The organism is Methylobacterium sp. CCH7-A2, from assembly GCF_001557075.1.
In the GTDB taxonomy this organism is placed as follows: Bacteria; Pseudomonadota; Alphaproteobacteria; order Rhizobiales; family Beijerinckiaceae; genus Allobosea; species Allobosea massiliensis.
This window is the reverse complement of sequence record NZ_LSKN01000112.1, coordinates 1-24,706: the sequence shown is the minus strand read 5'-3', so window position 1 is coordinate 24,706 and position 24,706 is coordinate 1. Positions and strand designations below refer to the sequence as shown.

At 63.6% G+C, this 24,706-nt stretch carries 29 protein-coding genes and 3 pseudogenes; 11 read left to right on the top strand and 21 right to left on the bottom strand.

Features of this window, described 5'->3' with window-relative positions:
* Positions 1-240: 240 nt before the first annotated feature.
* The 8 genes from AX750_RS09650 to pcaD form a co-directional block, all read right to left on the bottom strand.
* On the bottom strand, positions 241-1,380 hold the full coding sequence (locus AX750_RS09650; RefSeq protein ID WP_066720465.1) for a lyase family protein: 1,140 nt from the start codon (positions 1,378-1,380) through the stop codon (positions 241-243).
* Positions 1,377-2,042, bottom strand: coding sequence for a 3-oxoacid CoA-transferase subunit B (locus AX750_RS09645; protein WP_066720462.1), 666 nt, complete (start codon positions 2,040-2,042; stop codon positions 1,377-1,379). Before AX750_RS09645 ends, AX750_RS09650 begins: the two co-directional genes overlap by 4 nt.
* Positions 2,042-2,752, bottom strand: coding sequence for a CoA transferase subunit A (locus AX750_RS09640; protein WP_066720458.1), 711 nt, complete (start codon positions 2,750-2,752; stop codon positions 2,042-2,044). Before AX750_RS09640 ends, AX750_RS09645 begins: the two co-directional genes overlap by 1 nt.
* Positions 2,753-2,805: 53 nt before the next feature.
* On the bottom strand, positions 2,806-4,014 hold the full coding sequence (gene pcaF, locus AX750_RS09635; RefSeq protein ID WP_066720455.1) for a 3-oxoadipyl-CoA thiolase: 1,209 nt from the start codon (positions 4,012-4,014) through the stop codon (positions 2,806-2,808).
* A gap of 54 nt (positions 4,015-4,068) precedes the next feature.
* Positions 4,069-4,698: a protocatechuate 3,4-dioxygenase subunit alpha gene (pcaG, locus tag AX750_RS09630; RefSeq protein WP_066720452.1), complete on the bottom strand. Its 630-nt coding sequence runs from the start codon at positions 4,696-4,698 to the stop codon at positions 4,069-4,071.
* Positions 4,698-5,441 carry a protocatechuate 3,4-dioxygenase subunit beta gene (gene pcaH, locus AX750_RS09625; RefSeq protein WP_066720449.1) on the bottom strand — a complete coding sequence of 248 codons (744 nt, stop codon included), beginning with the start codon at positions 5,439-5,441 and terminating at the stop codon, positions 4,698-4,700. Before pcaH ends, pcaG begins: the two co-directional genes overlap by 1 nt.
* Before the next feature lie 139 nt (positions 5,442-5,580).
* Positions 5,581-5,976 carry a 4-carboxymuconolactone decarboxylase gene (gene pcaC, locus AX750_RS09620; protein ID WP_082734920.1) on the bottom strand — a complete coding sequence of 132 codons (396 nt, stop codon included), beginning with the start codon at positions 5,974-5,976 and terminating at the stop codon, positions 5,581-5,583.
* Complete coding sequence (pcaD, locus tag AX750_RS09615; RefSeq protein WP_066720442.1) at positions 5,969-6,763, bottom strand: 3-oxoadipate enol-lactonase; 795 nt, start codon at positions 6,761-6,763, stop codon at positions 5,969-5,971. Before pcaD ends, pcaC begins: the two co-directional genes overlap by 8 nt.
* A 99-nt stretch (positions 6,764-6,862) precedes the next feature.
* Between pcaD and pcaQ the strand changes: the two genes are divergently transcribed.
* A complete protein-coding gene (pcaQ, locus tag AX750_RS09610) occupies positions 6,863-7,789 on the top strand; it encodes a pca operon transcription factor PcaQ (RefSeq protein ID WP_066720440.1) in 927 nt (308 codons plus the stop codon).
* Between the two features lie 193 nt (positions 7,790-7,982).
* On the opposite strand, the gene AX750_RS09605 is transcribed toward pcaQ, so the two are convergent.
* Genes AX750_RS09605 through AX750_RS09585 form a run of 5 tightly spaced genes read right to left on the bottom strand, consistent with a single transcriptional unit; the run spans position 7,983 to position 12,070 of the window.
* Positions 7,983-8,720 carry an ABC transporter permease subunit gene (locus tag AX750_RS09605; protein ID WP_066720438.1) on the bottom strand — a complete coding sequence of 246 codons (738 nt, stop codon included), beginning with the start codon at positions 8,718-8,720 and terminating at the stop codon, positions 7,983-7,985.
* Positions 8,720-9,472, bottom strand: a complete 753-nt coding sequence (locus AX750_RS09600; RefSeq protein ID WP_066720436.1) for an ABC transporter permease subunit — start codon at positions 9,470-9,472, stop codon at positions 8,720-8,722. The genes AX750_RS09605 and AX750_RS09600 overlap by 1 nt, the downstream gene beginning before the upstream one ends.
* 1 nt (position 9,473) lies before the next feature.
* On the bottom strand, positions 9,474-10,292 hold the full coding sequence (locus tag AX750_RS09595; protein ID WP_066720434.1) for an ABC transporter ATP-binding protein: 819 nt from the start codon (positions 10,290-10,292) through the stop codon (positions 9,474-9,476).
* Entirely contained in the window at positions 10,289-11,275 is a 987-nt protein-coding gene (locus AX750_RS09590) for an ABC transporter substrate-binding protein (RefSeq protein ID WP_066720430.1), read from the bottom strand. Before AX750_RS09590 ends, AX750_RS09595 begins: the two co-directional genes overlap by 4 nt.
* Before the next feature lie 45 nt (positions 11,276-11,320).
* Complete coding sequence (locus AX750_RS09585) at positions 11,321-12,070, bottom strand: class II aldolase/adducin family protein (RefSeq protein ID WP_066720428.1); 750 nt, start codon at positions 12,068-12,070, stop codon at positions 11,321-11,323.
* A gap of 249 nt (positions 12,071-12,319) precedes the next feature.
* Here AX750_RS09585 and AX750_RS09580 point away from each other — a divergent pair, with 249 nt between their 5' ends.
* Complete coding sequence (locus AX750_RS09580) at positions 12,320-13,249, top strand: LysR family transcriptional regulator (protein WP_066720425.1); 930 nt, start codon at positions 12,320-12,322, stop codon at positions 13,247-13,249.
* 3 nt (positions 13,250-13,252) lie between these two features.
* Here the strand turns inward: AX750_RS09580 and AX750_RS09575 are convergent, their stop codons facing one another.
* The 5 genes and pseudogenes from AX750_RS09575 to AX750_RS09565 all read right to left on the bottom strand — a co-directional run bounded on the left by AX750_RS09575 (position 13,253) and on the right by AX750_RS09565 (position 16,081).
* Positions 13,253-14,158 (bottom strand): NAD(P)-dependent oxidoreductase, encoded by a 906-nt coding sequence (locus AX750_RS09575; protein ID WP_066720422.1) that lies wholly within the window; start codon positions 14,156-14,158, stop codon positions 13,253-13,255.
* A 60-nt stretch (positions 14,159-14,218) separates the two neighbouring features.
* Positions 14,219-14,548, bottom strand: a pseudogene (locus AX750_RS25480) (TrbI/VirB10 family protein); the annotation flags it as partial.
* 397 nt (positions 14,549-14,945) lie between these two features.
* Entirely contained in the window at positions 14,946-15,203 is a 258-nt protein-coding gene (locus tag AX750_RS25475; RefSeq protein ID WP_245282362.1) for a hypothetical protein, read from the bottom strand.
* Between the two features lie 211 nt (positions 15,204-15,414).
* A pseudogene (locus tag AX750_RS27145) lies at positions 15,415-15,610 on the bottom strand (conjugal transfer protein TrbB); the annotation flags it as partial.
* 15 nt (positions 15,611-15,625) lie between these two features.
* Positions 15,626-16,081 (bottom strand): acyl-homoserine-lactone synthase, encoded by a 456-nt coding sequence (locus AX750_RS09565; RefSeq protein ID WP_280939899.1) that lies wholly within the window; start codon positions 16,079-16,081, stop codon positions 15,626-15,628.
* Between the two features lie 394 nt (positions 16,082-16,475).
* Between AX750_RS09565 and repA the strand changes: the two genes are divergently transcribed.
* The 8 genes from repA (at position 16,476) to AX750_RS09530 (ending at position 22,276) form a co-directional block, all read left to right on the top strand.
* On the top strand, positions 16,476-17,660 hold the full coding sequence (repA, locus tag AX750_RS09560; protein WP_066720411.1) for a plasmid partitioning protein RepA: 1,185 nt from the start codon (positions 16,476-16,478) through the stop codon (positions 17,658-17,660).
* Between the two features lie 77 nt (positions 17,661-17,737).
* Positions 17,738-18,730: a plasmid partitioning protein RepB gene (repB, locus tag AX750_RS09555; protein ID WP_066720409.1), complete on the top strand. Its 993-nt coding sequence runs from the start codon at positions 17,738-17,740 to the stop codon at positions 18,728-18,730.
* A 158-nt stretch (positions 18,731-18,888) separates the two neighbouring features.
* Positions 18,889-20,118, top strand: coding sequence for a plasmid replication protein RepC (repC, locus tag AX750_RS09550; protein ID WP_066720406.1), 1,230 nt, complete (start codon positions 18,889-18,891; stop codon positions 20,116-20,118).
* A 94-nt stretch (positions 20,119-20,212) separates the two neighbouring features.
* The gene (locus AX750_RS09545) at positions 20,213-20,488 is read left to right on the top strand and encodes a WGR domain-containing protein (protein WP_245282361.1); all 276 of its coding nucleotides are present in this window, start codon (positions 20,213-20,215) and stop codon (positions 20,486-20,488) included.
* 75 nt (positions 20,489-20,563) lie between these two features.
* A complete protein-coding gene (locus AX750_RS25955; RefSeq protein WP_156446530.1) occupies positions 20,564-20,737 on the top strand; it encodes a hypothetical protein in 174 nt (57 codons plus the stop codon).
* Between the two features lie 33 nt (positions 20,738-20,770).
* The gene (locus AX750_RS09540; RefSeq protein WP_156446529.1) at positions 20,771-21,226 is read left to right on the top strand and encodes a DUF6283 family protein; all 456 of its coding nucleotides are present in this window, start codon (positions 20,771-20,773) and stop codon (positions 21,224-21,226) included.
* Positions 21,227-21,371: 145 nt separating this feature from the next.
* Positions 21,372-21,761 (top strand): MbcA/ParS/Xre antitoxin family protein, encoded by a 390-nt coding sequence (locus tag AX750_RS09535; protein ID WP_066720402.1) that lies wholly within the window; start codon positions 21,372-21,374, stop codon positions 21,759-21,761.
* Positions 21,758-22,276 (top strand): RES family NAD+ phosphorylase, encoded by a 519-nt coding sequence (locus AX750_RS09530; RefSeq protein WP_066720400.1) that lies wholly within the window; start codon positions 21,758-21,760, stop codon positions 22,274-22,276. The genes AX750_RS09535 and AX750_RS09530 overlap by 4 nt, the downstream gene beginning before the upstream one ends.
* 27 nt (positions 22,277-22,303) lie before the next feature.
* Here AX750_RS09530 and AX750_RS09525 read toward each other — a convergent pair whose 3' ends face one another.
* The gene (locus AX750_RS09525; RefSeq protein ID WP_137883177.1) at positions 22,304-23,386 is read right to left on the bottom strand and encodes a tyrosine-type recombinase/integrase; all 1,083 of its coding nucleotides are present in this window, start codon (positions 23,384-23,386) and stop codon (positions 22,304-22,306) included.
* A gap of 77 nt (positions 23,387-23,463) precedes the next feature.
* Between AX750_RS09525 and AX750_RS09520 the strand changes: the two genes are divergently transcribed.
* Positions 23,464-24,015 carry a hypothetical protein gene (locus tag AX750_RS09520; RefSeq protein WP_066720397.1) on the top strand — a complete coding sequence of 184 codons (552 nt, stop codon included), beginning with the start codon at positions 23,464-23,466 and terminating at the stop codon, positions 24,013-24,015.
* Between the two features lie 41 nt (positions 24,016-24,056).
* On the opposite strand, the pseudogene AX750_RS09515 reads toward AX750_RS09520, so the two are convergent.
* Both AX750_RS09515 and AX750_RS09510 read right to left on the bottom strand, forming a co-directional pair.
* Positions 24,057-24,341 (bottom strand): annotated as a pseudogene (locus AX750_RS09515) (PIN domain-containing protein); the annotation flags it as partial.
* Between the two features lie 123 nt (positions 24,342-24,464).
* The coding region (locus AX750_RS09510) for an ATP-binding protein (protein WP_197426602.1) at positions 24,465-24,706 on the bottom strand (242 nt) is incomplete at its 5' end.

The window sequence follows — 24,706 nt, the reverse complement described above, 5'->3', positions numbered from 1 at the left end:
CTCAAAGATAAGGCCCTTCGCACAGAGTTAGGTGACGGCATGCTGGCCGTACACTTGTGATCCGAGGTCTTCGGAGCGATCCTGTCATCGACTTATTGGAGAACTGAGAATCGTTTAGCTTTGGCGCCTGCCGGAACAAGGGCTGTCGGCGACGACCACATGCAACGAAGTCATGCTTGCAAGCCTAACAGCTTTGGCGAACTTCACGCTGTCGCCCCGGCCATTATCCCTCTCGGCAACTCATCGTCTTTGTATCTTCAGCAACTCAACCAGCGCCGCGCTCTCGCCGATATCCGTGCCGACACCTGCCGCCGCGAGGTTGCGGGCGATTGCCGCCTCGTCGATCTCCAGCCCTTCCGCGACGGTCGCCATCGCTTCGGCCGCGCCGGCGGCGAGCAAGAAGAGCTCGGCCACGGCCGGGCCTTCCGCCTGCCAGCCGCCGAGCCCGCGTTCCTGCTCGGCCGGGAGGCCGGCGAGAATGCCGGCGACAAGGCCGGGCGCGCGCAAAGCGGCGGAAAGGGCGATCTGGCAGCCGGTCGGGTTGCGTTTGTGTGCCATGGCGGAGGAGCCGCCGCGGCCGGGGATGGCGGGCTCACACGCCTCGCCGATTCCGTTCTGGGCGAGCAGCGAGACATCGCGCGCCATCTTGCCGAGCGCGCCGACGACGATAGCCAGCGCCGTGGCGGTGCCAGCGATGCCGCCGCGGCGGGCGTGCCAAGGCGCGGCGTCCGGCAGATCGAGCGCCGCGGCGAGGCGGGCCGCCACGGCGCCGCCCTTTCCGCCGAGCCCCGCGCGGGTGCCGGCGCCGCCGCCGAATTGCAACCTGGCCGCATCTTCGCCTTCGCGTCGCAAGCGCTCCGCCGCATCCGCGATTCCGGCCCGCCATTGCGCGATGCGCAGGCCGAAGCCGATCGGCAGTGCATCCTGCAGCAGGGTGCGGCCTATGGACGGGGTCGCGGCATGGCGTTGCGCCAGCGCGGCCAGCGCCGTGGCGACGCGTCGGAGATCGCTGTCGAACAGGGTCGATGCCGCTCGGATCTGGCAGGATAGCACTGTGTCGGCGACATCCTGGCTGGTCGCACCGTTGTGCAGAGCCCTGGCCGGCGCTTCGGGCAGGGCCGCACGCAGCCGCGCCACCAGCGGGATCGCGAGCGTGCCGGCGAGCGCCGCTTCCTCGGCGAGTTCGGCAGGATCGATGACGATCGTGGCGCAGAGCTTCGCAATCGCATCGGCCGCGTCGGCGCCGATCAGCCCTTCGGCCGCTTCGGCGCGGGCGAGCGCAGCCTCAAACGCCAGTGCATGCCGCATGGTCGCTGCATCGTCGAAGACGGCCAGCATTGCGTTGGTCGTCGCCGGCCGGCTTCTGAGCAGATGGCTCACGCAGCCTTCTCGGTGAGTGCCGTAGCTACCGCGAATGGCGCGCCGGTCTTGGCCCTGACCTCGTCGAGGCTGACGCCGGGCGCGAGCTCGATCAGGGTCAAGCCACCGCCATTGGCCTTGTCGCAGGTCATCACGCAGAGATCGGTGATGATCATGTCGACGACGCCCGCGCCGGTCAGCGGCAGCGAGCAGCGCTCCAGCACCTTGGATTCGCCCGCCTTGTTGGCGTGCTCCATCACGACGATGACCTTCTTGACGCCGGCGACGAGGTCCATCGCGCCGCCCATGCCCTTCACCATCTTGCCGGGGATGGTCCAGTTGGCGATGTCGCCATTCGCAGCTACTTCCATGGCGCCGAGGATGGTGAGATCGATATGGCCGCCACGGATCATCGCGAAGGAGTCGGCCGAGGAGAAGAAGCTCGAGCTCGGCAGGGTGGTGATGGTCTGCTTGCCGGCATTGATCAGGTCCGGGTCGGCCTCGCCCTCGTAGGGGAAGGGACCGATGCCGAGCAGGCCGTTCTCCGATTGCAGCGTGACGTTCACGCCCTCGGGGATGTAATTCGCCACCAGCGTCGGGATGCCGATGCCGAGATTGACGTAGAACCCGTCCTGCAATTCCTTGGCGGCGCGGGCGGCGATCTCTTCGCGGGTCCAGGCCATCAGGCTGCCTCCCTCTTGCGCTCGGTCAGCTTCTCGATGCGCTTCTCGTTGATCGTGCTTTTGATGACGCGGTCGACATAGATGCCGGGGGTGTGGATCGCCTCCGGATCGAGCGAGCCAACCGGGACGATCTCCTCGACCTCGGCCACCGTCACCTTGCCGGCGGTCGCCATGTTAGGATTGAAGTTCCGCGCCGTCTTCCGATAGACGAGGTTGCCGGCCGTGTCGGCCTTCCAGGCCTTGACGATGGCGAGATCGGCCTTGAGCCAGGTCTCGCGGACATAGAGCGCGCCCTCGAACTCCTCGACCGGCTTGCCCTCGGCGACGACGGTGCCGACGCCGGTCTTGGTGTAGAAGGCCGGGATGCCGGCGCCGCCCGCGCGGATGCGCTCGGCCAGCGTGCCTTGCGGGTTGAGCTCCAGCTCCAGCTCGCCGGAGAGATATTGCTGCTCGAACAGCTTGTTCTCGCCGACATAGGACGCGATCATCTTCTTGATCTGCCGCGTCTCGAGCAGCATCCAAAGCCCGAATCCGTCCGCACCGGCATTGTTCGAGATGACGGTCAGATCCTTGACGCCGGAATCGCGGATCTCGGGGATCAGGCTCTCGGGGTTGCCGGACAGGCCGAAGCCGCCGGACATGATCGTCATGCCGTCGAAGAGCAGGCCATCGAGCGCCGCCTTCGAGCTGTCATAGATCTTGTTCGCCATCCAATCCCTCGTCTTTGTGGTCGGCCGATCCTAGAGCAGATCGCCCTGTCCTGTCAGACCCGTTCCAGCGCAATCGCGATGCCCTGCCCTACGCCGATGCACATGGTGGCGAGCGCGCGTCTCTTGCCGGTCAGCGACAATTCGAGCGCAGCCGTGCCGGCGATGCGGGCGCCGGACATGCCGAGCGGGTGCCCAAGCGCGATGGCGCCGCCATTCGGGTTCACGAAATCCGCATCCTCCCGAATGCCGAGATCGCGCAACACCGCGATTCCCTGCGAGGCGAAGGCCTCGTTGAGCTCGACGATATCGAAATCCGTCGGCTTCAGGCCGAGACGCTCGCAGAGCTTGCGGGTCGCCGGGATCGGGCCGAGACCCATCACACGGGGCGCGACGCCGGCCGCAGCGCCGCCGAGGACCCGCGCCAGCGGGGTCAGCCCATATTTCGCCGCCGCCTTCTCGGACGCGAGGATCAGCGCCGCCGCGCCGTCGTTGACGCCCGAGGCATTGCCGGCGGTGACGGTGCCGCCTTCCTTCTTGAACGGCGTCGGCAGCTTCGCCAGCTTCTCCAGCGTGGTGTCGCCGCGCGGATGCTCGTCGATCTCGACGACGACCGGGTCGCCTTTCCGCTGCGGGATCGCGACCGGCACGATCTCCTTCGCCAGCCGGCCGTTGCCCTGAGCGGCGACTGCCTTCTGCTGCGAGCGCAGGGCGAAGACGTCTTGATCGGCGCGATTGATCTGGCAATCGGCAGCGACGTTCTCGCCGGTCTCCGGCATGGAATCGACGCCGTACTGCTTTTTCATTAGCGGGTTGATGAAGCGCCAGCCGATGGTGGTGTCGTGGATCTCGGCGTGGCGCGAGAAGGCGCTCTCGGCCTTGGGCAGCACGAACGGCGCCCGCGACATGCTCTCGACGCCGCCGGCGATCATCAGTTCGGCCTCGCCGGCTCGGATCGCGCGGGCGGCCGCGATGACGGCGTCCATGCCCGAGCCACACAGCCGGTTGATCGTCGTGCCCGGCACCTCCTTCGGCAGGCCGGCCAGCAGCAGCGACATGCGCGCGACGTTGCGGTTGTCCTCGCCCGCCTGATTGGCGCAGCCGAAGATGACGTCGTCGACGGCGTCGAAATCGACGCCCGTGTGCCGCTCGATCAGCGCCTTCAGCGGCACGGCGCCGAGATCGTCGGGCCGCACGGCCGAGAGCGAGCCGCCGAACCGGCCGATCGACGTGCGGAGATAGGCACAGATGAAGGCTTCACTCATGTCGTCGCTACTCTGCTTCCTGTCGGATCGCATACCGGCTGCGATATGCCGTCTTCAGATGTCGAAGAAAACCGTTTCGCCTTCGCCCTGCAGGCGGATGTCGAAAGTGTAGACCGGCATGCCCGCCTCGTCCTCGCTGCGGGTCGCGATCAGCGTCGGGACGCGCACGCGGTGCTCGATGCGGGCGAGGATCGGGTCGGCGGCGTTGGCCGCTTCCTCGTCGCCGAAATAGAGCCGCGTGTGCAGGCCGATATTGATGCCGCGCGCCACGATCCAGACGGTGATGTGCGGCGCCATCGGCCGGCCGTCGAAATAGGGCACGATGCCGGGCTTCACCGTCTCGAAGCGATAGACGCCGGTCGTGCCGTCGACGGGCTGGCGGAACCAGCCGGGGAAATGCGGATCGGCCTCGCCACGGCGCTCGCCCTGGCCGGGATAGAGGCCCTGGGCATCGGCCTGCCAGATCTCGATCAGCGCGTCCTTGATCGGCGTGCCCGAGCCGTCGAAGATGCGGCCGGTGACGGCGATGCGCTCGCCCTTCACCTCCGGCGCCAGCGGCTGCGAGCCGAGATCGTGCGGGTAGACGCCCCCGATGCCGGAGAAGTTCGGCGTGGCGCCGATATGGACATAGGGACCGGCCGTCTGCGACGGGCTTTCCCTGAGGCGGCGGAGCGATTGGACCATCAGTTGCCCTCCATCCGGTTCTCGAACAGGGTCGAGCGGCGACCGCGCAGGACGATGTCGAACTTGTAGACCATCGTGTCCATCGGCAGCGTCGCCTCGCGGTCGAGCGCCGCGACCAGCCGCTCCACCGCCTCGCGGCTAGGGATGCCCATCACGATCGGGCACTGCCAGATCATCGGATCGCCCTCGAAATACATCTGGGTGATCAGCCGCTGCGCGAAGGCGTGGCCGAAGACCGAGAAATGGATATGCGCCGGGCGCCAGTCGTTGACGCCGTTCGGCCAGGGATAGGGGCCGGGCTTGATGGTGCGGAACCAGTAGCGGCCCTCGTCATCGGTGATGGTGCGCCCGCAACCGCCGAAATTCGGATCGATGGCGGCGAGGTAGGTTTCCTTCTTGTGGCGATAGCGGCCGCCGGCATTGGCCTGCCAGAACTCGACCAGCGCGCCGCGCACGGGCCGCGCATCCTCGTCCAGCACCTGGCCGTGCACGATGATGCGCGGGCCGATCGGCTCGCCCGTCTGGGAGTAGTTCAGGATCAGGTCGTTATCGAGCGGCCCCAGCATGTCGTGGCCGAAGACCGGGCCGGTCATCTCCGAGATCGTATTGCCGAGAGACAATAAGGCCTTCTGCGGCGAACGCAGCACCGAGGTCTTGTAGTTCGGCGTGAAGGCCGGCGGATGCCAGCTTCGGTCACGCTGATAGAACGAGCCGCCCTGATGGCTCGAATTTTCATTGCGCATGGCAGCGCCTCCCTCCCTGTAGCGTCTCTCGTCGAACGGGCTGCCAGCTTGCGACGAGATCGGCCCGCCTGGTCTTGATCTGGCTCAATCCCCGCCGCTCCCGCCCTCAGCGCGAGCGACCGCGACGGGGTCGTCGGATTCAGCCCGCCTTGCCGTCCTTCATCTCGGCATAGGCTGCCCTAGCGATCTTGAAGGCATGGTTGGCCGCCGGCACGCCGGCATAGATCGCCACATGCAACAGCGCTTCCTTGATGTCCTCCATGCTCGCGCCGGTGTTGCGCGTCGCCCGGACGTGCATCGCGACCTCGTCGTGATGGCCGAGCGCGGCGAGCAGGGCGATGGTCAGCATCGAGCGCTCGCGCTTGCTGATGGTGTCGCGCGACCAGACCGTGCCCCAGGCGCTCTCGGTGATGAGCTGCTGGAAATCGGCGGTGAAGAGATCGGTGTTGGCGACGGCCGCATCGACATAGCGCTCGCCGAGCACGGAACGGCGGGTCGCCATGCCCTGGGTATATCGGTCCTGTGCGTCAGCCACGTCCGTGCTTCTCCAGATGTTCCGTCACCAGCGCCAGCAGCCGCTCCGGCTGCTCGACCGGCGGAATGTGCCCGCAGCCGTCAATTAGCGCAAAGCGCGCATTCGGGATGCGCTCTGCCATCGCCCGCACCAGATCGGGCGGCGTCGACTGGTCGCCATCGCCAGCAACTGCCAGCGTCGGCACGCCGATGTTGCCGATGGCGGTCGTGAAATCGGCTTGGGCCAGTGCCTCGCAGGTCGATATATAGCCGTCGGCCGGTTGCCGCAGCAGCGCGTTGCGCCAGCCGGTGAGGTCGTCCGGCCGCTCGGCCCGAAAGGCCGGCGTGAACCAGCGCTCCATCACGTGATCGGCAATGGCCGCTATGCCGCCGGCGCGGACGGCGTCGATCCGCGCATTCCAGCTGTCGGCCGTACCGACCTTGGGAGCGGTGTCGGCCAAAACCAGCGCCGAGAGGCGCTCCGGTGCGCGCACCGCCAGATCCTGCCCGATCAGCCCGCCGATCGAAAGCCCTACCAGGGCGAAACGCCAGAGGCCGATATGGTCGGCAAGGGCGACGAGGTCATCGGTGAAGTCGGCTATGGCATAGGGACCCGCTGGCACCTCGGACAGGCCGTGGCCGCGCTTGTCGTAGACGACGACGCGCCATTCACGGGCCAGCGCGGCCGCTACCTCGTCCCAGATCCGGAAATCTGTGCCGAGGGAATTGACCAGCACCACGGCCGCCGCCTCGCGCGGACCGCTTTCGCGCCAATGCACCAGCTCGCCGTCGATACGCGTGAAAGCCATGGAAAATCGTCCAGCCAATTGGAGATCAACAGCATGGACCAATCAATTGATTATGTTAAATGGCATTATCGACGTTGAAAATAACCTGCAGGTTATCGTATGAGCCAAAATCGCGACCTTCAGTGGGACAGGACGATCAAGCTTCGCCATCTCTCTTGTTTCATCGAGGTGGCGAGGCACAAAAGTGCGGGCAAGGCAGCAGCGTCCCTCGGACTCAGCCAGCCCGCAGTTTCAAAGACTATTCACGAGTTGGAAAACAGCTTGAACGCCAGCCTGTTTGAGCCCAATCGGCGCTCCATGGTGCTGACGCCTCTAGGCGAAATCTTTCTGCGATACGCCACGTCTAGTGTGACCGCTCTCAAGCAGGGGATGCGAATGGTAGCGCAGGATTCTGAGAGCCGGCGCGCCACTTTCACGATTGGGGCATTACCAACGGTTTCTGCGAATGTCCTGCCCGGAGCACTCGCAGATCTTACAAGCCGATTTCCGGACTTAAGGCTGCGCGTCGTTACCGGTTCCAATGATGTTCTGATAGCGCAACTGCGTTTGGGCGATGTCGACCTGGTCGTCGGGCGAATGACATCTCCCGAAGCGATGAAGGGCTTGGCGTTTGAGCACCTTTATTCCGAGCGGATCGTGCTTGCCGTTCGCCCCGACCATCCCCTGCTCGCGCAACGACAGCTGGAACTGTCCGAAATCAGTCGCTACCAACTGCTTATTCCACCCCCAGGCTCCGTCATTCATCCGGTTGTTGAGCGCTATTTCCTCGCCCATTCGGTTCAGATGACCGGTACCCAGATAGAGACAGTTTCGGACGCCTTCGCCCGAATTTATCTCCTCAGCACCACAGCGGTCTGGGTCATTTCAGAAGGCGTCATCGCTCAGGATGTGCGAAGAGGGATTCTCGCGACGCTCCCTGTCGAAAGCGATGATACGCTTGGTCCCGTCGGCTTCACAACTCGCACCGATACCGAACCGACCTATCCCGCGCAGTTGATAATGTCTGCCCTGCGAGGGGCGGGCTAATTCTGTCGCGAGCGCGCAGGCGCGAAGCATCACGGTAGTACTCCCAGATCTGATCAATCACGGCGTCCGATCAGTAATGTTTTCGCCGGAAAGCTCCATCGTACCGCTCGTTAGGGGACAGCGGCGCAAATTTGGAAACCCGGAGCTCAAGCTCGACGTTGAGCCAGGTGTGCGTCGGCCAGCGACTGCACCATCATGACGAGCCGTGCCGCAATTGCTTGTCGATCGCCAGCAATGCCATGCTGGCCGTGATCGCGAAGCTGACGATTAGGAGCGTCAGCACCATGATCAGATCCGTGTCGTGCAGACCGATGGCCTGCATCAGCAGGAACCCGATCCCGCGCTGCGATGCAAACATCTCGCCGAGCAGCGTGCCGATGAGCGTTAATGAAAATCCCAGCCTGAGTCCCGTGAATATCTCGGGACGTGCTGCGGGGAATAGGAGGGCCCAGGCGCTCTGCCATCGTGTAAGGCGAAGCGCCCTCGATGTGCGGCCGAGCACTGGGGGAAGATTGCGCAACGCGCCGAGCGTGAAGATCGCGATCGGCATAATGCCATGGATCGCGCCGAATGCGACCTTGGAAGGCATTCCGATCCCGAAGATCAGCAGGACGATCGGATAGAGGGTGATCTTCGGCAGCGAATAGAACGACACAAGCAGCGGCTCGCCCACCTCGCCAGCGAGGCGATTCATGCCCAGGGAGAAGCCCAACGCGACGCCGACGACCACGGCGATCGCAAGTGCGAGCGCGAAAGCCCGAAGCGTCTCCGCCAGGTGAGACAAGAAACCTTCCGACGCGATTAGCGCTCCCGCCTTGACGACGGTTTCGAGCGGGGGGCGGAGTGCCAGGTCGCCGATCGCCCAATAGGCAAGTTGCCAGAGCAGGAGTAGGCCGACGATTACGAGAAGGCTATTTCTGGCGCTCGTCATCACGAACGGCTCCTGCGGCTCAAGAGGCGCTTCTCCCAAGCGTAGAAGAGCCCGTTGACGGCTCCGGCCACGAGTAGGACGAACAGGATCAACGGATACATGATCTCGTTCTCGAAGTTGTTGTAGGCGAAGACGATCTCGTGCCCGATACCGATCCTCGACATGATAAACTCGGCGCCGATCACGCCGATAAAGGAGTAGGAGACCGCCAACTTCACACCAGTTGCCAGATACGGGCCGGCATGGGGCAGATAGATCCGCCTGGCGGCTTCCAGCGGGCGCATCCCGTAGACCGCTGCCGTCTTACGGAGGACGCGCGGAATGCGGTCCAGCGCATTGATCGTATTTACCACTACCGCAACGACAGCCAGCATGAAGCCGATGACGATCTGGGGGGCTTCGCCGATTCCGAAGATGGCGATCATCATCGGGTAGAACGCGTAGACCGGCACCGCATAGTACGCGGTGAAGAATGGCGACATCGCGTCGGCCAAGCCGCGGAAGCGCTGGATTGCAACTCCCATCAGGATGCCGACAACAATCGCCAGGGAGCATGCAATCGCGATCTTGCTCAGCGTCTGGGTGATCGCCAAATGGACGCGTCCGGAGAGCAGCAGGCGCCACAAGCCCACCATCATCTCGCTTGGGGGCGGCGCAACGAAGCGGGCGATCACGCCAATACGGGTCAGGATCTCCAAAGCCAGGACGATCGCGGTAATCAATCCGAGCCGCACGGTTGTCGCGGGCTTCATGTCAGCCTGCCTTGTGGGAGAGCGCTGCCATCGATTCTCCGCGCAATCGCATCCAGAGGCGCGCTGTGATCTCGCCGAAGCGCGGATCGGAGACCACGCGACTGTCGCGGTCGCGGCCCCAGGGCGTCTCAACGACGTCGATGATCCTGCCCGGGCGGGCGGACATGACGCCTACGCGATCGGCGAGCATGGCGGCCTCGTCAAGGGCGTGGGTGATGAGCAGCACCGTGGCGCCGGTCTCCCGCCAGAGCTTAAGGAGTTCCTCGCCCATGATGAGCCGCGTCTGCTGGTCGAGCGCCCCGAATGGCTCATCTAGTAAGATGAGCCGGGGGCGCTGCACGAGCGTCCGCGCTATGCAGACCCTCTGACGCATGCCGCCGGAGAGTTGCGCGGGATAGGCTGCCGCGAAATCGCGTAGGCCCATAAGAGTCAACGTGTCGTCAACCCTGCGTTTGATCTCTGCCTCGCCGAGGCCCGCCCGCCGGATGCCGAAGGCAACGTTGTCCGCGACGTTCAGCCAAGCAAACGACGCATCCTCCTGGAAGACCACACCAACACCTTCGGGAACGGCCCGCCCATCGAGACGGCTCCCTTCGAAGATGGCTTGGCCCTTCGTCGCCGGGGAAAGTCCGGCGACGATGTCGAACAGGGTCGACTTGCCACAGCCCGAGGGGCCAACCACAGCGAAGAATTCGCCCTTACGGAGATCCAAGTCGACCGGCCCTAAGGCCTCGACTTTGGTCCTCGCGTTGGTTTCGAATACGCGTGTTACCCCTCGCAGCCCGACGTGGACAGGCGCGGCAATCGTCATGGCATTCATTTTAGGACGCGCTCACCTTCGGGAAGGAAGCTCTCGTCGATCATCTTGCTCCAGTCGATGTCGCCATCGGTGGCGCCGACCAGGATCTGGGCTCGCCACATCTCCTTGAGCCCAGCGAGATCGAACTTGCCCGTGCTCCAGTAGGGAAGCCCGTCCTTGGCCTCGACCAGGTGCCTGACCGCCTGAAGGGCGATCGGCTGCTCCAGCTTGTAGACTTTCGCCACGATCGCCGCGGCCTCCTCGGGGTGTTCGTTCATGAAGGCGACGGCCTTTGCCCGGCCGGCCACAATCGCGCGCAAAAAGTCTCCGCGCTTTCCAGCCGCGGCCTGCGTCGTCACGCCGACGACGTTGCTCATCGAAGGGAACAGCTTGTCCGCGGTCGCGATGATCCGGTACTTCTCGCGATATTTGGACAGCAGCGGTTCGGTCGCGGGCGCGACGTCAATTGCGCCCAGATCCAATGCAACGAGGGCTTCGCCGAGCCCTCCGGTCATGACCAGTTCCACGTCGGATGGCTTAAGCCCGGCCTTCTCGACGATCAGCATGGCCAAGGCCTGGCTGACCGAGCGCGGGCTGGAATAACCCAGCTTGCGGCCCTTCAGATCGGCGACCGACTTGATCGGCGAGTCCTTCTTCACCATCCAGCCGAATTCGGAAACGGTCTGGACGTTGTTGCTGATGATCTTAAGCGCAGCCCCTTGCCTGATCGCGGTTGCTACGGCGATCGGGCTTACCTCGGCATAGGCGATGTCGCCGGCCAGCAGGTTGCGCACGGTCGTGCCACCTCCCTGAGAGGATAGGATCCCCGTCACATTGCCGTCGAAGAAGCCCTTTTCCATAGCGACCGCGAACGGCATGCCGCTGGCGGAAACACCATAATTGCTGACGACGATCTCCTCGGCGCGCAGCGTGCCCACGCCCATGGCGCAGATGGCCAGGCCCAACGACAGGCACCGCCCGCGCAGTCTGTTCATGAACTGCATTTTCTTCCTCCCTCGGTGTTTTGCTTGGTTGTTCGTGGAGCGACGTCAGATGTCAGCCGACCAGTACTCCCAGATTCGCCCAATGACGTCCTCTGACAGGTTAACTCGACTGGAGAGCTCGATCTCCCCGCTCGTCAGAGGGGACAAAGGCGCGATCGTGGACGCCCGAAACTGAAGCTCGGCGTTGAGCCGCAGGTGGACCGCTCGGAATGTCAATTCACGAACCGAGCGGCCGACTACGGTCGCACCGTGGCGACGCATCGTCACCACCCAGTTGTCGGCGAGCGCAGCCGCAAGCGACTCGGCCTGGTCGACCGTCCGCACCAGCAAGTCAGTGTCGCCGAAATCGTCCCGGCTGTCCCAGACTGGCACCCGCTGTCCGATCACCGCACCAAGATGGCAGACCGGCACGATGTCGAGGCCGGCTATGCAGAATGCGACGACCGCTGGAGCGTGATGGTGACAAACGGACATCACGTCTGGCCGCGCCCGATATATGGCGCCGTGGATCACGCGCTCTGCATAGAGTTTTGCGCCAGTGTCGCGGACCGGGCGGTCGTCTAGGTCGAGTTCCACCAAATCGGCTCGCTCGACGAGCGCCGGGCTGCGCGAGCGGGAGATGAAATATCGGCCCGGCTCGGATGGATGCCGGGCGCTTACGTGGCCGAAGCCATCAAGGACGCCTTCGCGGGCAAGTATCCGGTTCGACACGACCAGGTCGTCAAGGACGTCTTCTAGAATCCCACGGTGCGACGGCTCAGCCGCGCCAGCGTCAGAAGCGAGCGCTACGCTCATCTGCACTATTCTCCTTCCGGTCTGAGATGTGCGGCCGCACTAGCGGAAAATCTCATTCCTGGCGCTAAGAGGCCGCGTCAGCCATCCTCTTCTCCGGAATGTGCAGCATCGCTTCATTCGTCACAAAGACTGTTTCACCCTCGCAGTCAGCAAAAAAATCGCTCGCCATTTCTACCCGCGATATGCCATCGCCTGAACGTGGCGCAGGACCCCCGGCTCCGAACGCTCCGCCCGGGAAGGGAAATCGACATGAGGTTCCGCCAACTTGAATGCTTTGAACGCGTGTGCGAGCTCGGCAGCATCACGCAGGCCGCGTCTACGCTCAATGTGGCCCAGACGGCTCTGGGACTGCAGATTCGCCAGCTGGAGGACGAGATGGGCTGTCCCTTGCTCAGCCGGACGAGCCGCGGCGTGGCCCCCACGGATGCCGGTAGGATCTTTCTGGACTGGACTCGGCGGACGCTCGACGGCCGAAGAGAAATACGGAGCGCTCTCGCCGTCTTCCGGGATAATGCGGTCCGGAGAACCGTGACGGTCGGCCTCACCCCGAGTATGACGATGCTGATGGGAGCCGACCTGATCCAGGCAATCGCACGCTCTCCCTTAAACGTGAACCTCCAGCTCGCCGAGGGCCTCAGCCATGTGATGGTGGCGGGGCTGCCCAATGGCAAAGTGGACCTCGCCTTCGCTTTCAAGCCGGAGATAAGCGGGTCTTATCGGTGCTCGCCGCTCCTGAAGGATTCCCTCTTCCTCATACGTGCGCCTAGTGACGCGACCCGATCCGAGAAGTCCGTCTCGTTGCGCGATGCGCTCAGCGGCCGATTTGCAATGCCTGATCGCGACGATGTCGTTCGCCGCATGGTTGAGGACAGCGCCTCCGCCGCCGGGCTCTCGCTGAATGTCGCCTACGAGGTCCATTCACTTACGGCGATCAAGCAGCTTGTCTCGCGCGGTCTGGCGTCGGCCATCCTTCCGCTGGGCAGCGTCTACGAGGACGTCGCGGCGGAGAGGCTGACCGCCTCGCGCATCCCGGACGCCGCCTTGGAAAGGACACTGTATGCGATACGCGCTTATGACATGGACCCGGCCCTGGATGCGCTCCTGATCTCAACTTTCCTGTCGATCTACCGCGAGAACGCCAGCGGCTGGGGGATGGGCGAGGTCCTGATGCTGGCCTGAGCCTTATGCGCGCAGCTCGATGCCAGCCCGGCGCTCCATCGGGCGCACGACGGCCGTTAGGTCGTCGATTTCGACCCCCTCAGACTTGGCTCGTCTGTAGGCTTCCAGGGCGCTGCGGCACGTCTCGATCAGGGCGCTGCTGACTGCGGCCGGCTCAGCCAGAAAGAGTTCCAAATCCTTGATCACGACGTCTAAGCTCGCACCGAAGTCGAAGGTGCCCCGGAGGATGTGGGTGGGGACCTTATCGCACGTCGCGCTGTTACGGCCGCTCCCGCTGTTGATCACCTCCAGCATCGCCCCGGCGGGCAGCCCGGCTCTGGCGCCGACGACCATGGCCTCGCAGGCCGCCACAAGGTTGACCAGGGCGATCGCGTTGTTGACGAGCTTCAATGTCTGCGCCCGGCCGGGTGCCTCATCGACCACGACAACCTTGTTGCTGTAGAGGCCGAGCGCCTCTCGCACGTCGGCGAGATGTGCCGGCTTGCCCGAGACGACCGAGGTCAACTCTCCCGAGCGCGCTTTCGGTGGGCCGCCCGTAACAGGCGCATCCAAGGTCTCGATGCCATTCTTGACCAACACCTCCGCCAGCCACGCGACGAATGGGGACCCGCTCGTCCCCAAGTGGACGTATAGCCTCCGCCGCTTGCCGTGTAACAGGCCCACAGGACCCAGTAAGGCGTCATGGTGATGCCTCTCCGCGGCAAGACACGCGAATACGATGTCGGCGCTGTCGCCGACCGCGCTTGGCGACTTGGCCCGCTCGATACTCGCCGGAAGACCATCGAACCGCGTAGGATCGGGGTCGAACGCTACGACCGGTCTGGCCATCGCCAGCCTCGTCGCGATGGGGGCACCCAGCGATCCGAGCCCGAGAAAGCCGATAGTTGAAACCCCGTCGGATTGTGCCATTTCACCCAATCTCGCTACTGTCGCATCCAGTTCCCATCACGGACGCAATAGCGGCAACGATTATTTTTCGCTTGCTGCGAGCGATAACGCAGCTGCTCGGAGCCCGGTCTTAGGCCTGATCTCGAGCACCAGCTGGACGTCAAGGTTCTTGCTGATCGTCGGCCACGCGTCCTAAAGTCTCGGCGAAATTCCGCCGGGCGGCATCGAGGCGATCGCTTGGTTGGACTCGCTCGAGTTCCTCGGGATGGCCATGTCCATGCAGGTGCCCATGATCGCCGAACCGAAGGTCTTCAGATAGCGGTTATCGACCCTGTTGTTGAAGCCGCCATAGCCCTCGGCGTCCATACCGGCCATGCCGCCGATCTGCAACGTCGAGCCGTTCGCTGAGGTTCTTCGCCGGTTTGTTAGTTGACTAAAAGTATCCTACTGCTCCTTCCGCGATTCGCTTGGAGGTGGGGCGACGACTGTCTGCTGCGTCGGATCGCCGATGATACCGTCGGTGACGACGCGCTTGAGCTGACCGCTCAAGGTCGAGGGGGCGAGCCGCCCAAACCGCTGCCATCCTGAGCATTCTGGAAGATCACACCGTGCGAGCTCAGGCCGTAGAAGAGCACCACGAGAAAGATCGCGATGATGATCGGCAGACGGCTGAGGTGACGGACCTCCCGCCCTGTGCCAGGCCCCGCCCGGCGCCCCGCCGAGGTTCGCAGACTGAACCACGGCCCCTCCCCTCACCCGCACTTCATAATTGAGACCAGGCTTGCCGGAGCCGCGCCGGCGCCTGTCGTCATGTAGATGCGGCCGATCTCGACAGTTCGCGTCGACAGCCGGCTAGTACCTGCTCGTCCACCGGCGCGAGGACATAGGCAAGCCCGATCGCCCTGGCGTACTTCTTCGCATCCTGATCGCTTGTCACGGCATAGCCCCAGGTTCTGAGCGAGGTTTCCAGCGCGCTACCAAGGGTCGAGCTATCCGGCTTCAACACGATCGTGGCTGTGCCCCGTCCGATCTGCTCGACCAGCCGCGGTACGAGGTCGCCAGCCACGGCCGGGGCGGCTGACGCCGGCAATTCAGCTGGTGCGCTGCTGCTGGTGACGCCGTCCGAACCGAATGTCTGGCATCCGAAAGAAGGGCGGCGGCGAGAAGGGGCGTGGCGGCGCGGGCCGGCTGGACGGAGGTGGGAGCTTTCAACATCGCGCTCACCCTCCCCTCTGGTTGGTGATTTTCTCCTGTTGCCAGCCGACTCCGGCGCTGCAGATGACGATCTCGGTCGTGGCCGGCGACATCTCGCCGGTTGGCGTCATGCCGCGGCCGAGCCGTTCGATGAGAAACCTGCCGTCAGGTTGAGCATAATCTCGGCGACCGTCGCATCCTCTGCCACGACGTAGAGCTGGTCTTCGGGAGCCTCCTGTAATTCCCGATCAGGTGCGGATGGGATCGCAATTGCGTCAACGTCACGACGACTCGTCAGGCCGCCCGCGCGATCGTGCCGATCATCGAGGGATAGCCGACCGGGCGAACGCGCTCGAGGCTTGTGAGGTCCGTCGGCAAAAGGCCGACGACAGCCGTCGTGTTCCGACCGCCTTGGGCTCTCGGATCCGTGTTATCGGCCAGCCGGCGCGGCGCAGGATTCACTCGATGCGCAGATCCGTTGTTTTGACGAGCACGGAATAGCCCGGACATCGACGACTTGATGATCGCGGCGAACATCGTCCAGGTCGCGTTATGCAACACCTCCCCTGCCCTCCCGATCTCATGGGAGGTGTCGACGCAGAAGCGCGAGCTCTCGACGATGGTCGCGTGCGGCTTCAACAAGCCTGAGTTGCCGATCACGGGGAACAGGGCGCCGAGCAGCGTAGAGCTGGTCGCCGGCAACAGTTGGACCGAACCGACGACCTTGTTCCATCCCGAGAGCACCAGGATGTCGGTCGGATGGGGCGGTCGTCGGAGGCATCGCTCTCGTGACCGTTGCGGGCCGTGACGTCCCAGTTCAGGAATTCGCGGTAGTGCGATTCTCGAGAGAGGTCGGTGAGTCGGCTTGGTGGATTGGCAATCCCTCTAGTCGCCGAGGCCTGCACGAGGCCATGGGCCTGATAAAAGTGTTAGCGCTCCATCGATAGCAATGCATCCTACTGGTAACGTATCTTGTTGTTCTAAAACAAGAAATGGCCGCTTCCACGGCTAACGAGCCGATCGGACGCTATCGACATTAACCTTTCATTAACCCAAATTCCCTTGCCGGGCGCTTAGAATCGCGGGATATTCCCGATAATTTCCAAAAATTGGGAATTTATCGTTTCTAGTCCGCGAGAGCCTGATGAGCGCGACTCTGCCCGTTCAGATGCCGGAGTTCGGCTTCTCTGATACCATCTTGCAGCAAAGCCGTGAGATTTCGCGGCGGCTCGACATGTTGCGCATGGAGAGCTTTCCACCAGATGCCCAAAAGACGTTGCGTCGCTTCAGTCTTGCGGAAGCCGCCGATTTTGTTGGTGTCTCGCAGAGCTACATTAAGAAGCTTCATTTGCAGGGCAAGGGCTCCGAGCCGTTCGTCACGCCGACTGGCCGACGCTACTACACCGCAGAGCAGATGAACGAGCTGCGGGACCTCCTCGACCGTTCGCCCCGTCGCCGCCCCGGCGAGAAGCTCCAGGTTGTGTCGGTGGTCAATTTCAAAGGGGGGTCAGGTAAGACGACAACTGCCGTGCATTTGTCGGAGTATCTCGCTCTGCGTGGCTTTCGCGTCCTCGCAGTCGACCTGGACCCTCAAGCCTCGCTGACAGCGTTGTTCGGCATTCAGCCGGAGCTCGACGGGAACCCCTCATTTTACGATGCCCTGCGCTACGACGAGAAACGGCTGTCGATAACAGAGGTTCGGCGGGCCACGAACTTTCCGGGGCTGGACATCGTTCCCGCAAATCTCGAGCTCCAGGAATTCGAGTACGAGACGCCCGTCGCCATGCATGCGAAAGACCCCTCTGCGGGCAAATCCTTTTACACGCGCATCGGCGCGGCGCTTCGCGAGGTCGATAACGACTACGATGTAGTGATCATCGACTGCCCTCCCCAGCTTGGCTACCTGACCTTGACAGCGCTCGCGGCTGCTACAGCGGTTTTGATCACGGTGCATCCACAGATGCTCGACGTCATGTCGATGAGCCAGTTCCTCCTGATGCTCGGCGAGATTCTCAAGAGCATCGAAACGGCGGGGGCGACGGTTTCTCTCGACTGGTTTCGCTATCTCGTGACCCGCTATGAGCCCGGCGATGTGCCGCAGCAGGAGATGGTCGGTCTGATGCAGTCGATGTTCGCGCGGCAGATGATGAAGAATCCGATGGTGAAATCGACCGCGATCTCGGATGCCGGGCTGACCAAGCAGTCGCTCTACGAGGTTGAGCGGACGAAATTCGTTTCGGCGACCTACGACCGGGCTCGGGAATCGCTTGATGCTGTAAATGGCGAGGTGGCGGAACTTGTTCTCGGCGCTTGGGGCAGAACGCCGTGAGAATGGAATTGTCAGCCGTACAGAACTGAAGTTTTGCACGTAGGATCAACGCTTTATAGGGATGTGGGACTTCCGTTATGGCTCGCCGCGATATCTTCCGGAACATCAAGGAGGCCGACGGGCGTGAAAGCGACCGCCCGGCGCCGCGAGGCTACACTGCACAAGGTGCCACCCGAAACATATTGGCATCGATCGGGGAGCTTGCTGAAAAGGCTGCCCGTGCCGACCAGATTGTCGAGGGCGAGTCCGTCATCGAGATCGATCCCGATCTGATCGATAACTCCTTCGTAGCGGACCGAATGGAAGATGATGCGGCGTTCGACGAGCTTGTCGAGGCGATCCGCGGGCGCGGTCAAGACACTCCGATATTGGTGCGCCCTCACCCGGTTGGACAAGGCCGCTATCAAATTGTCTTTGGCCATCGTCGCGCTCGCGCAGCCCGGGAGCTCGGTCGCAAGGTCAAAGCGGTTGTCCGCACGATCACGAATGATGAGCATGTCATCGCGCAGGGGCAAGAGAACTCCGCGCGTGAAAATCTCTCGTTTATCGAGCGCGCTTTCTTCGCGCAGCGTTTGCTCGATCAAGGTTACGAACGGCCGACGATACAATCGGCCCTGTCTGTCGATGCCCCTATGCTCACGCGCATGCTCTCGGTTTCAAGCCGTGTGCCGGAGGAGTTGGCGGTTGCGATAGGTCCGAGCAAGACCATTGGGCGTGACCGTTGGCTCGAATTTGCGCAGCTCGTTGAAAGCCCGGATGGCCGTGCGGCCGCGCTGTCTCTCGTTGCAGAGCCAGGCTTCAGTGACCTGTCGTCCGAGCTTCGCTTCGAGCGCGCGCAGGCGGAGATGAAATCCAAGTCGCGCCAACGACGCGGCACGCCGGCAAAGCCTGCGAAGGAGAAATGGCAGGCCCGAGATCAGGGTGTTGCCGCCGAGATCACCGATACGGGACGCGCGTTTTCTGTTGCCTTCAAAGCGAAGGACAGCGTCCAGTTCGGCCGATTTATCGCCGAGAACCTCGAGCGGCTCTACGGCGAGTTCCAGCAGCGCAATGGTGAAGGAAAGGGTTAGCCCGCAAAAGAAAAAGGCCCCCGAAACGGTGTTCCGGAAGCCCTTCTCTTGGTGTGACGACTAGAGAATCGCATTTCCCCGAATCACCGTCAAGTGCTGATGCACTTTCAGCGCCTTCGGCGAGCGGATTTCTTTTGCCTAACGATAGGTGAAAGAGAATGCGAACTCATGTCGTAACGACGCCCTTTGGGCGGCGAATGCTGACGCTCGCCCATGTAGCAAGCCAGGCGGACGCCAAGGAACGGCTGCCGGAAAAGGCGGTCCATAAGTGGAATATCTTTCGGGCGATCTGCACAGCCAAGAACCGGCTAGGCGTGACCGAGCGCGCATTGGCCGTGCTGAACGCACTACTGACATTCCATCCGGAGACGGTTCTGACGGGCGAGGGCCTGGTCGTGTTTCCATCCAACCAGCAGCTTTGCCTGCGCGCACACGGCATGCCGCCGGCGACGCTGCGGCGCCACCTCGCAGTCCTTGTCGACTGCGGCCTGATTATTCGGCGCGATAGCCCGAACGGGAAGCGGTACGCTCGTAAGGACCGGGCAGGGGAGATCGAGCTCGCCTTCGGCTTCGACCTGGCTCCGCTCGTCGTCCGCGCCGAGGAATTCGAGGCGCTGGCGGAAGAGGTCCTGGCCGAGGAGCGCGCTCTCAAGCTCGCCCGCGAGCGGATTACGATCTGCCGGCGGGATATCATCAAGATGATCGCGACCGGCATTTACGAGGGCGTTCCGACGCGCCGGAATGGCCAGGGGCCGGCCGATTGGACCGAGCTCCATGAGATCTACCGGGGCATTGCCGGCCGGATTCCGCGCTCTGCGCCGCTCGCCATCCTCGAGGGAATTGCCACCGAGCTGTCGCTCCTCGCCGACGAGATCCTCAACCTGCTGGAAAATCACATTAAAACTCAGAATCCGAGCGGCAATGAGTCTCATTCTGAGCGTCACATACAGAATTCAAAACCAGATCCCCTTACTGATCTTGAACCTTGCTCTCCAGAGAGCCCGGGGGCGATTGTCGTGATCGATCCTGAGCCGGAGCGGATGCCGGTTCGAACGTATCCCTTGGGGCTGGTTCTCGACGCCTGTCCCGACATCATCGACTACAGCCGCGGCGGGATCAGCAACTGGCGCGACTTCCAGGCGGCGGTCGCTGTGGTTCGGCCGATGCTAGGGATCAGTCCCAGCGCCTGGTTCGATGCGCAGTCCGTGATGGGCGAAGGCGAAGCGGCCGTCGTCGTGGCGGCCATTCTTCAGCGGGGCGAGGCGATCACCAGTGCCGGCGGCTATTTGCGCGGGCTGACACGCAAGGCCGAGGCCGGCGAGTTCTCGCTCGGGCCGATGCTGATGGCGCTGATCGGCAGTCGCAAGCGCGTGAAGCAGCGTGCTTAGAGTGGCGCGTTCCATCAAGCGCGTGAATCGTTGTCGCGAGATCGATTCAATCTTTGTGTTGGACCGGGCCCATGCGTGAGCGTGACATGCGCGCATGGACAGCGCTCTTGAAACGACACCGGCCCGCCTGCAGATGCTCGTGCTGGATCGAACCGAGCCGGAGCACAACATGGCGCGCTTTTACGTGCTCTCGATCGAGCCGACGCTGTTCGGGGACGCGGCGCTCGTGCGGGAATGGGGGCGCTGGGGTCGAACCAGTCGCCGCCGGTTGGATCTCTATGGCGATGTTCTCGAGGCAGCCGAAGCGCTGGACGACTGGCTGGTCAGAAAAACCCGGCGCGGCTATCGGCTCGTCGATGGCGCGAGATGAGCGCGACGCTGCTCGGGGACATCGCTCTCGTTGCCGACCGGCAACAGCTCCGGGTCAACTGCGCCAGGAAGCAAGATGGCGATTGTCCGGACCTGTGTCTTGCGGGAAGCTGGCATCCACAGGGAGGCGATTGTCATGCGCACGCCTGAAAACGCGGAAGCCTCGATGGCTCGCATCAACGGGATCCTCATCCGGAGCGCGATCGTCGTGGTAATTGCCGCGGCGACGATCTTGCCGCTGCTTCGGTGATTTTCACGGAGATATCAAGGGGTGACCTGGAGATTGAAACGCGTACGCCAGTGCGCGAAGTGCCCTTGGAAGGTGTCGACGAACCCTCATGACATCCCTGACGGCTATAGCGAGGATTTGCATCGAGCGCTCGTCAAGACGATCGCCGAGCCGGATTCGCTGAGCGACACCGGCCATGTCATGGCCTGTCACGAGCACCCGCCTTGCGAGGACGCCTACTGCGTCGGCTGGCTGATGAACCAGCTCGGCCCGGGCAACAACATTCCCCTGCGCCTGAGAGTCCGGTCCTGCGCCAACATCGGCGCTGTCGAGCTCGATGGTCGCCAGCACACGCGCTTCGAAGATACGCTACCGATGCAGGGCCGGAAGAGCGCCAAGCGAACCGTAGAACTGAGCGAGACGGAGATCGCAACTGTCGAGGCGGCTGAGGTCGCACCTAGCTGCGAAGATCTCAACGCAGAGATCGATTTCAAGCATGCTGCCGAATGACGTCAGGCTCGGCAGGGATTCTCGCCACGTCGTTGGCACTATCTCGAAGGGCGGCCAAGCACTTGGACGGGGTTGAATTCGACTGGCTGACGTCATATGTTTCGCCGTAGGAATATGTATCTGGATATGGCATAAGGTGGCGACGATGTCCCACGTGGCAAAGATCCCGCTGCAGACCGAACCGTTGGTCCTGTCGTTTATGGATCGAGCAGGCCGGATTGCAATCAATCAGCTCGCCGACGGATTCGGCATGTCCAAGACCCAGCTTGCCGAAACTGCTGGCCTTGCGCGGGAGACGCTTTATCGGGCTGAGCGTAGCGGCGCGCGGAAGGCCCAGGGGCGGCTCCGTGAAATGCTGGAAATCATCAGCCGCGTCTCGGAATGGGCCGGCGGCAAGGAGCAGGCCATGGCCTGGTATCGTGCGCAGCCCCTGCCGGCGTTTGGCGGGCGGACCGCCGAAGCGCTGGTCAAGGAGGGTAAGGCCGCGGCTGTTCGGGATTATCTCGATCACATGGCTCTTGGCGGATTTGCGTGAGGTTCGTCGCGACCTGCTATCGGGCACACGATCCTCGTTGGGCTTTCAAACCGATATCGGGAGACGGAGCCGCGATCAGAGGCGCGCGTTTCAATCCGAAAGGCGTTCCTGCGCTCTATCTCGGCTTGAGCATCATGACGGCAATCAAGGAAGCCAATCAGGGCTTTGCGCACCGGGTCGACCCGTGCGTGCTGTGCTCCTACGAGATTGACTGTGAGGATGTCGCCGATCTGACGACGGAGCAGGGGAGGGCGGCGTATTCGATCGAGCTCGATGAGATGGCTTGCGCCTGGGCCACGGCTCTTGCCGACGGCGATCGTCCGGCATCGTGGTCGGTCCATGACCGGCTTAAGGCGCAGGGTTTCGCCGGCATATGCGTCCCAAGCTTCGCGCCGGGCGCAGAAGCGAACGACCTCAACCTCGTGCTTTGGGAGTGGGGCCCGGATCTGCCGCACCAGGTGAACGTCATCGACCCGAGCGGTCGGCTTCCCAAGGATCAATTGTCCTGGCGCTGAGTATCGATTGGGACACGGGGGAGGGGACTATAGCCCCGCGGCCTTGGTCAGATTGACCCGGAAGCGATCGCGGCGCCGTTGGTAGCGACGAGTCATTTCCGCGCTGGCATGGCCGAGCTGCTTCTGGACGTAGCGCTCGTCGACCTCGGCCGAGGAGGCGAGACCGGCGCGCAGCGAATGGCCGGCGAATTTCTGCTCTCGCTCGCCCTCGGTAAGATCGCCCCTGACCCCGGCGGCGAGCGCGGTCCGCTTAACCAGGCGAGCCACCTGCTTGTCGGTCAGCCTGTCCGGGCCGACGTTCTTGCCCTTTCCGGTCACGCGCCGAAAGAGGGGGCCGTGGCCAATCTTCGCCAGCTTCAGCCAGGTTTCGAGTGCCACCACGGGGCAGGTCGCGTCCGACGAGCCGCGACCGATCTCGACCTCGCGCCAACCGTTCTTGCCGCGCAGCGTGACGATCATGCCCTTCTTGAGGATCTCGATCCATCCGCCACCATCCTCCGTGTCGTCGCGATGGAGGTCGAGGCAGACGACCTCGGATCGGCGCAGGCCACCGGCGAAACCCAGCAACAGCATGGCGCGGTCGCGTAACCCCCGTAGCGACGCGCGATCGAGCGTCTCCAGCATCGCGATGACGTTCTCAGGCAGGACCGCCTCCTTCTGGCGGGGCGGGGCCGCATGAGTGTTGCGGATGCCCGCGAGCACGGTCGCGATGTGCCGATCGCTCCGGTCGAGCGGCGTGCCGCGCTGCGTGTAGTTCCACGCCAGGGCCGACAATCGCCGTTCGATCGTCGAGACGGCGTTCGGCTTGCGGTCGGCCGTGGCGGCGCCGGAGGCGCAGGCGGTGATGTAGAGGCCGACAACCTGAGGGGAGGGCGGGAACACCTCAAGCCCTTGGCGCCGGCACCACCCCGAGAAGTGCCGCCAATCGGAACCGTAGGCCTTGCGGGTGTTTGCCGAGCTCGCAGCATCGACATAGTCGCGGGCGCGGTCGGCGAGCTTCTCGAGATGAGCCGGCAGCACGGACGACGACGCTGTGTCCGAAACAGCCGGGAGAGGGGAGGGGGCACCTGCGTCGATCCGGTTGTCTTCGCCGCCTGGGTCCGCGGTCATCAATTTACCTCCGTGGCGCGCAACTGGTAGTGGTGGCGGGCCGAGACGATACAATCCGCTTGCGGGAGTGACCCAACATGGACACGCGCCGATATGATTTGGTGTTCGACGCCGAGTTCTCTCTCGTCTACCTCGTGGGCGAAGCGCCCGAAGCGCGCACGTTGCCGGCCGAGCTGACCCCTGCCGAAAGCCTGCGCATGCTCGGCTCTCGCGACGGCGCCCTGACGATCTTCACGGTGCGGGAATGGGACGTCCCCTTCACCGTCGAGATCTCCGAGCGCGCGCCACCCGAGGGCTTTGACGGCTGGGAGCATGTTGTCGAAGCTGCGATCCACGTCGGCGCCGACGGTTTGCGCCTCGGAAGCGACGGGGCCTCCGAGTTCAAGGAGGCGAAGCGCTTCGAGCTCGCGCCCGGCACCTATCGGGTCCGCGTTTCCTACGGCGGCTTGAGGGAAATTGAGGACGGGGACAGCGAGCTGGACGATGACCACTATCGGATCCAACTCTGGCCCGGCCCGCAAAGCGAGCCCGTGGTCCTGAAGCAGATGGACCCTGCGATCGCGGCCTCGATGCCGTACCCACAGATGTATGGGCACTTTATCGAACGCGGCCTCATGCCGAAGGAGTAGGGGCGCTCGCGCGGTCTGGCGATGCTCGGCGATCACCTGCATCAGCTCGCGGTCTCCCAGGGGTTGACGACCGACGCGCCGGTATCCTCGAAGTCCGCGACATTGCGGGTGACGAGGATCAGGTCGTGCACGATCGCCGTGGCGGCGATCAGGCCATCGATGTCACCGCGCGGGCGGATCGCGGCGATGCGGCCCCATTCGACCGAGATCTGATCGGTCACCGGCAGGATGCGGTCGGCATGGTCGTGGCGAAGCTTGCGCAGCCATTCGGCGAGGTGCCCGGCCGCCTTCGGGTCGGATCTCTGCTTCAGCGCGATGCCGCGCATGTCAACGGCGGTCGGATTCCAGGCCATCGGGGCGGAGTAAAAGCAGGCCAGTGGCGGCGCCGGAGGACGATATGCAAAGGGCCCCGATCGGGGCCCTTTGCATATCGTCGCGTTCGTTTCTGATCAGCCTCCGGTTATCTCGCCGGTGTCGGGATCGACGCGCTCTGTGGTGGCCTGGTTTTGCTCCGCCGCGGCGGTGGGGCGCCGGCGGCCGGCGGATTGCTTGAGACGGTAGCTATCGCCGTTCATGGCGAGGATGCTGACGTGGTGGGTGAGCCGGTCGAGCAGCGCGCCGGTCAGCCTTTCCGATCCCAGGACCGAGGTCCAGTCCTCGAAGGGCAGGTTCGAGGTGACGATGGTCGAGC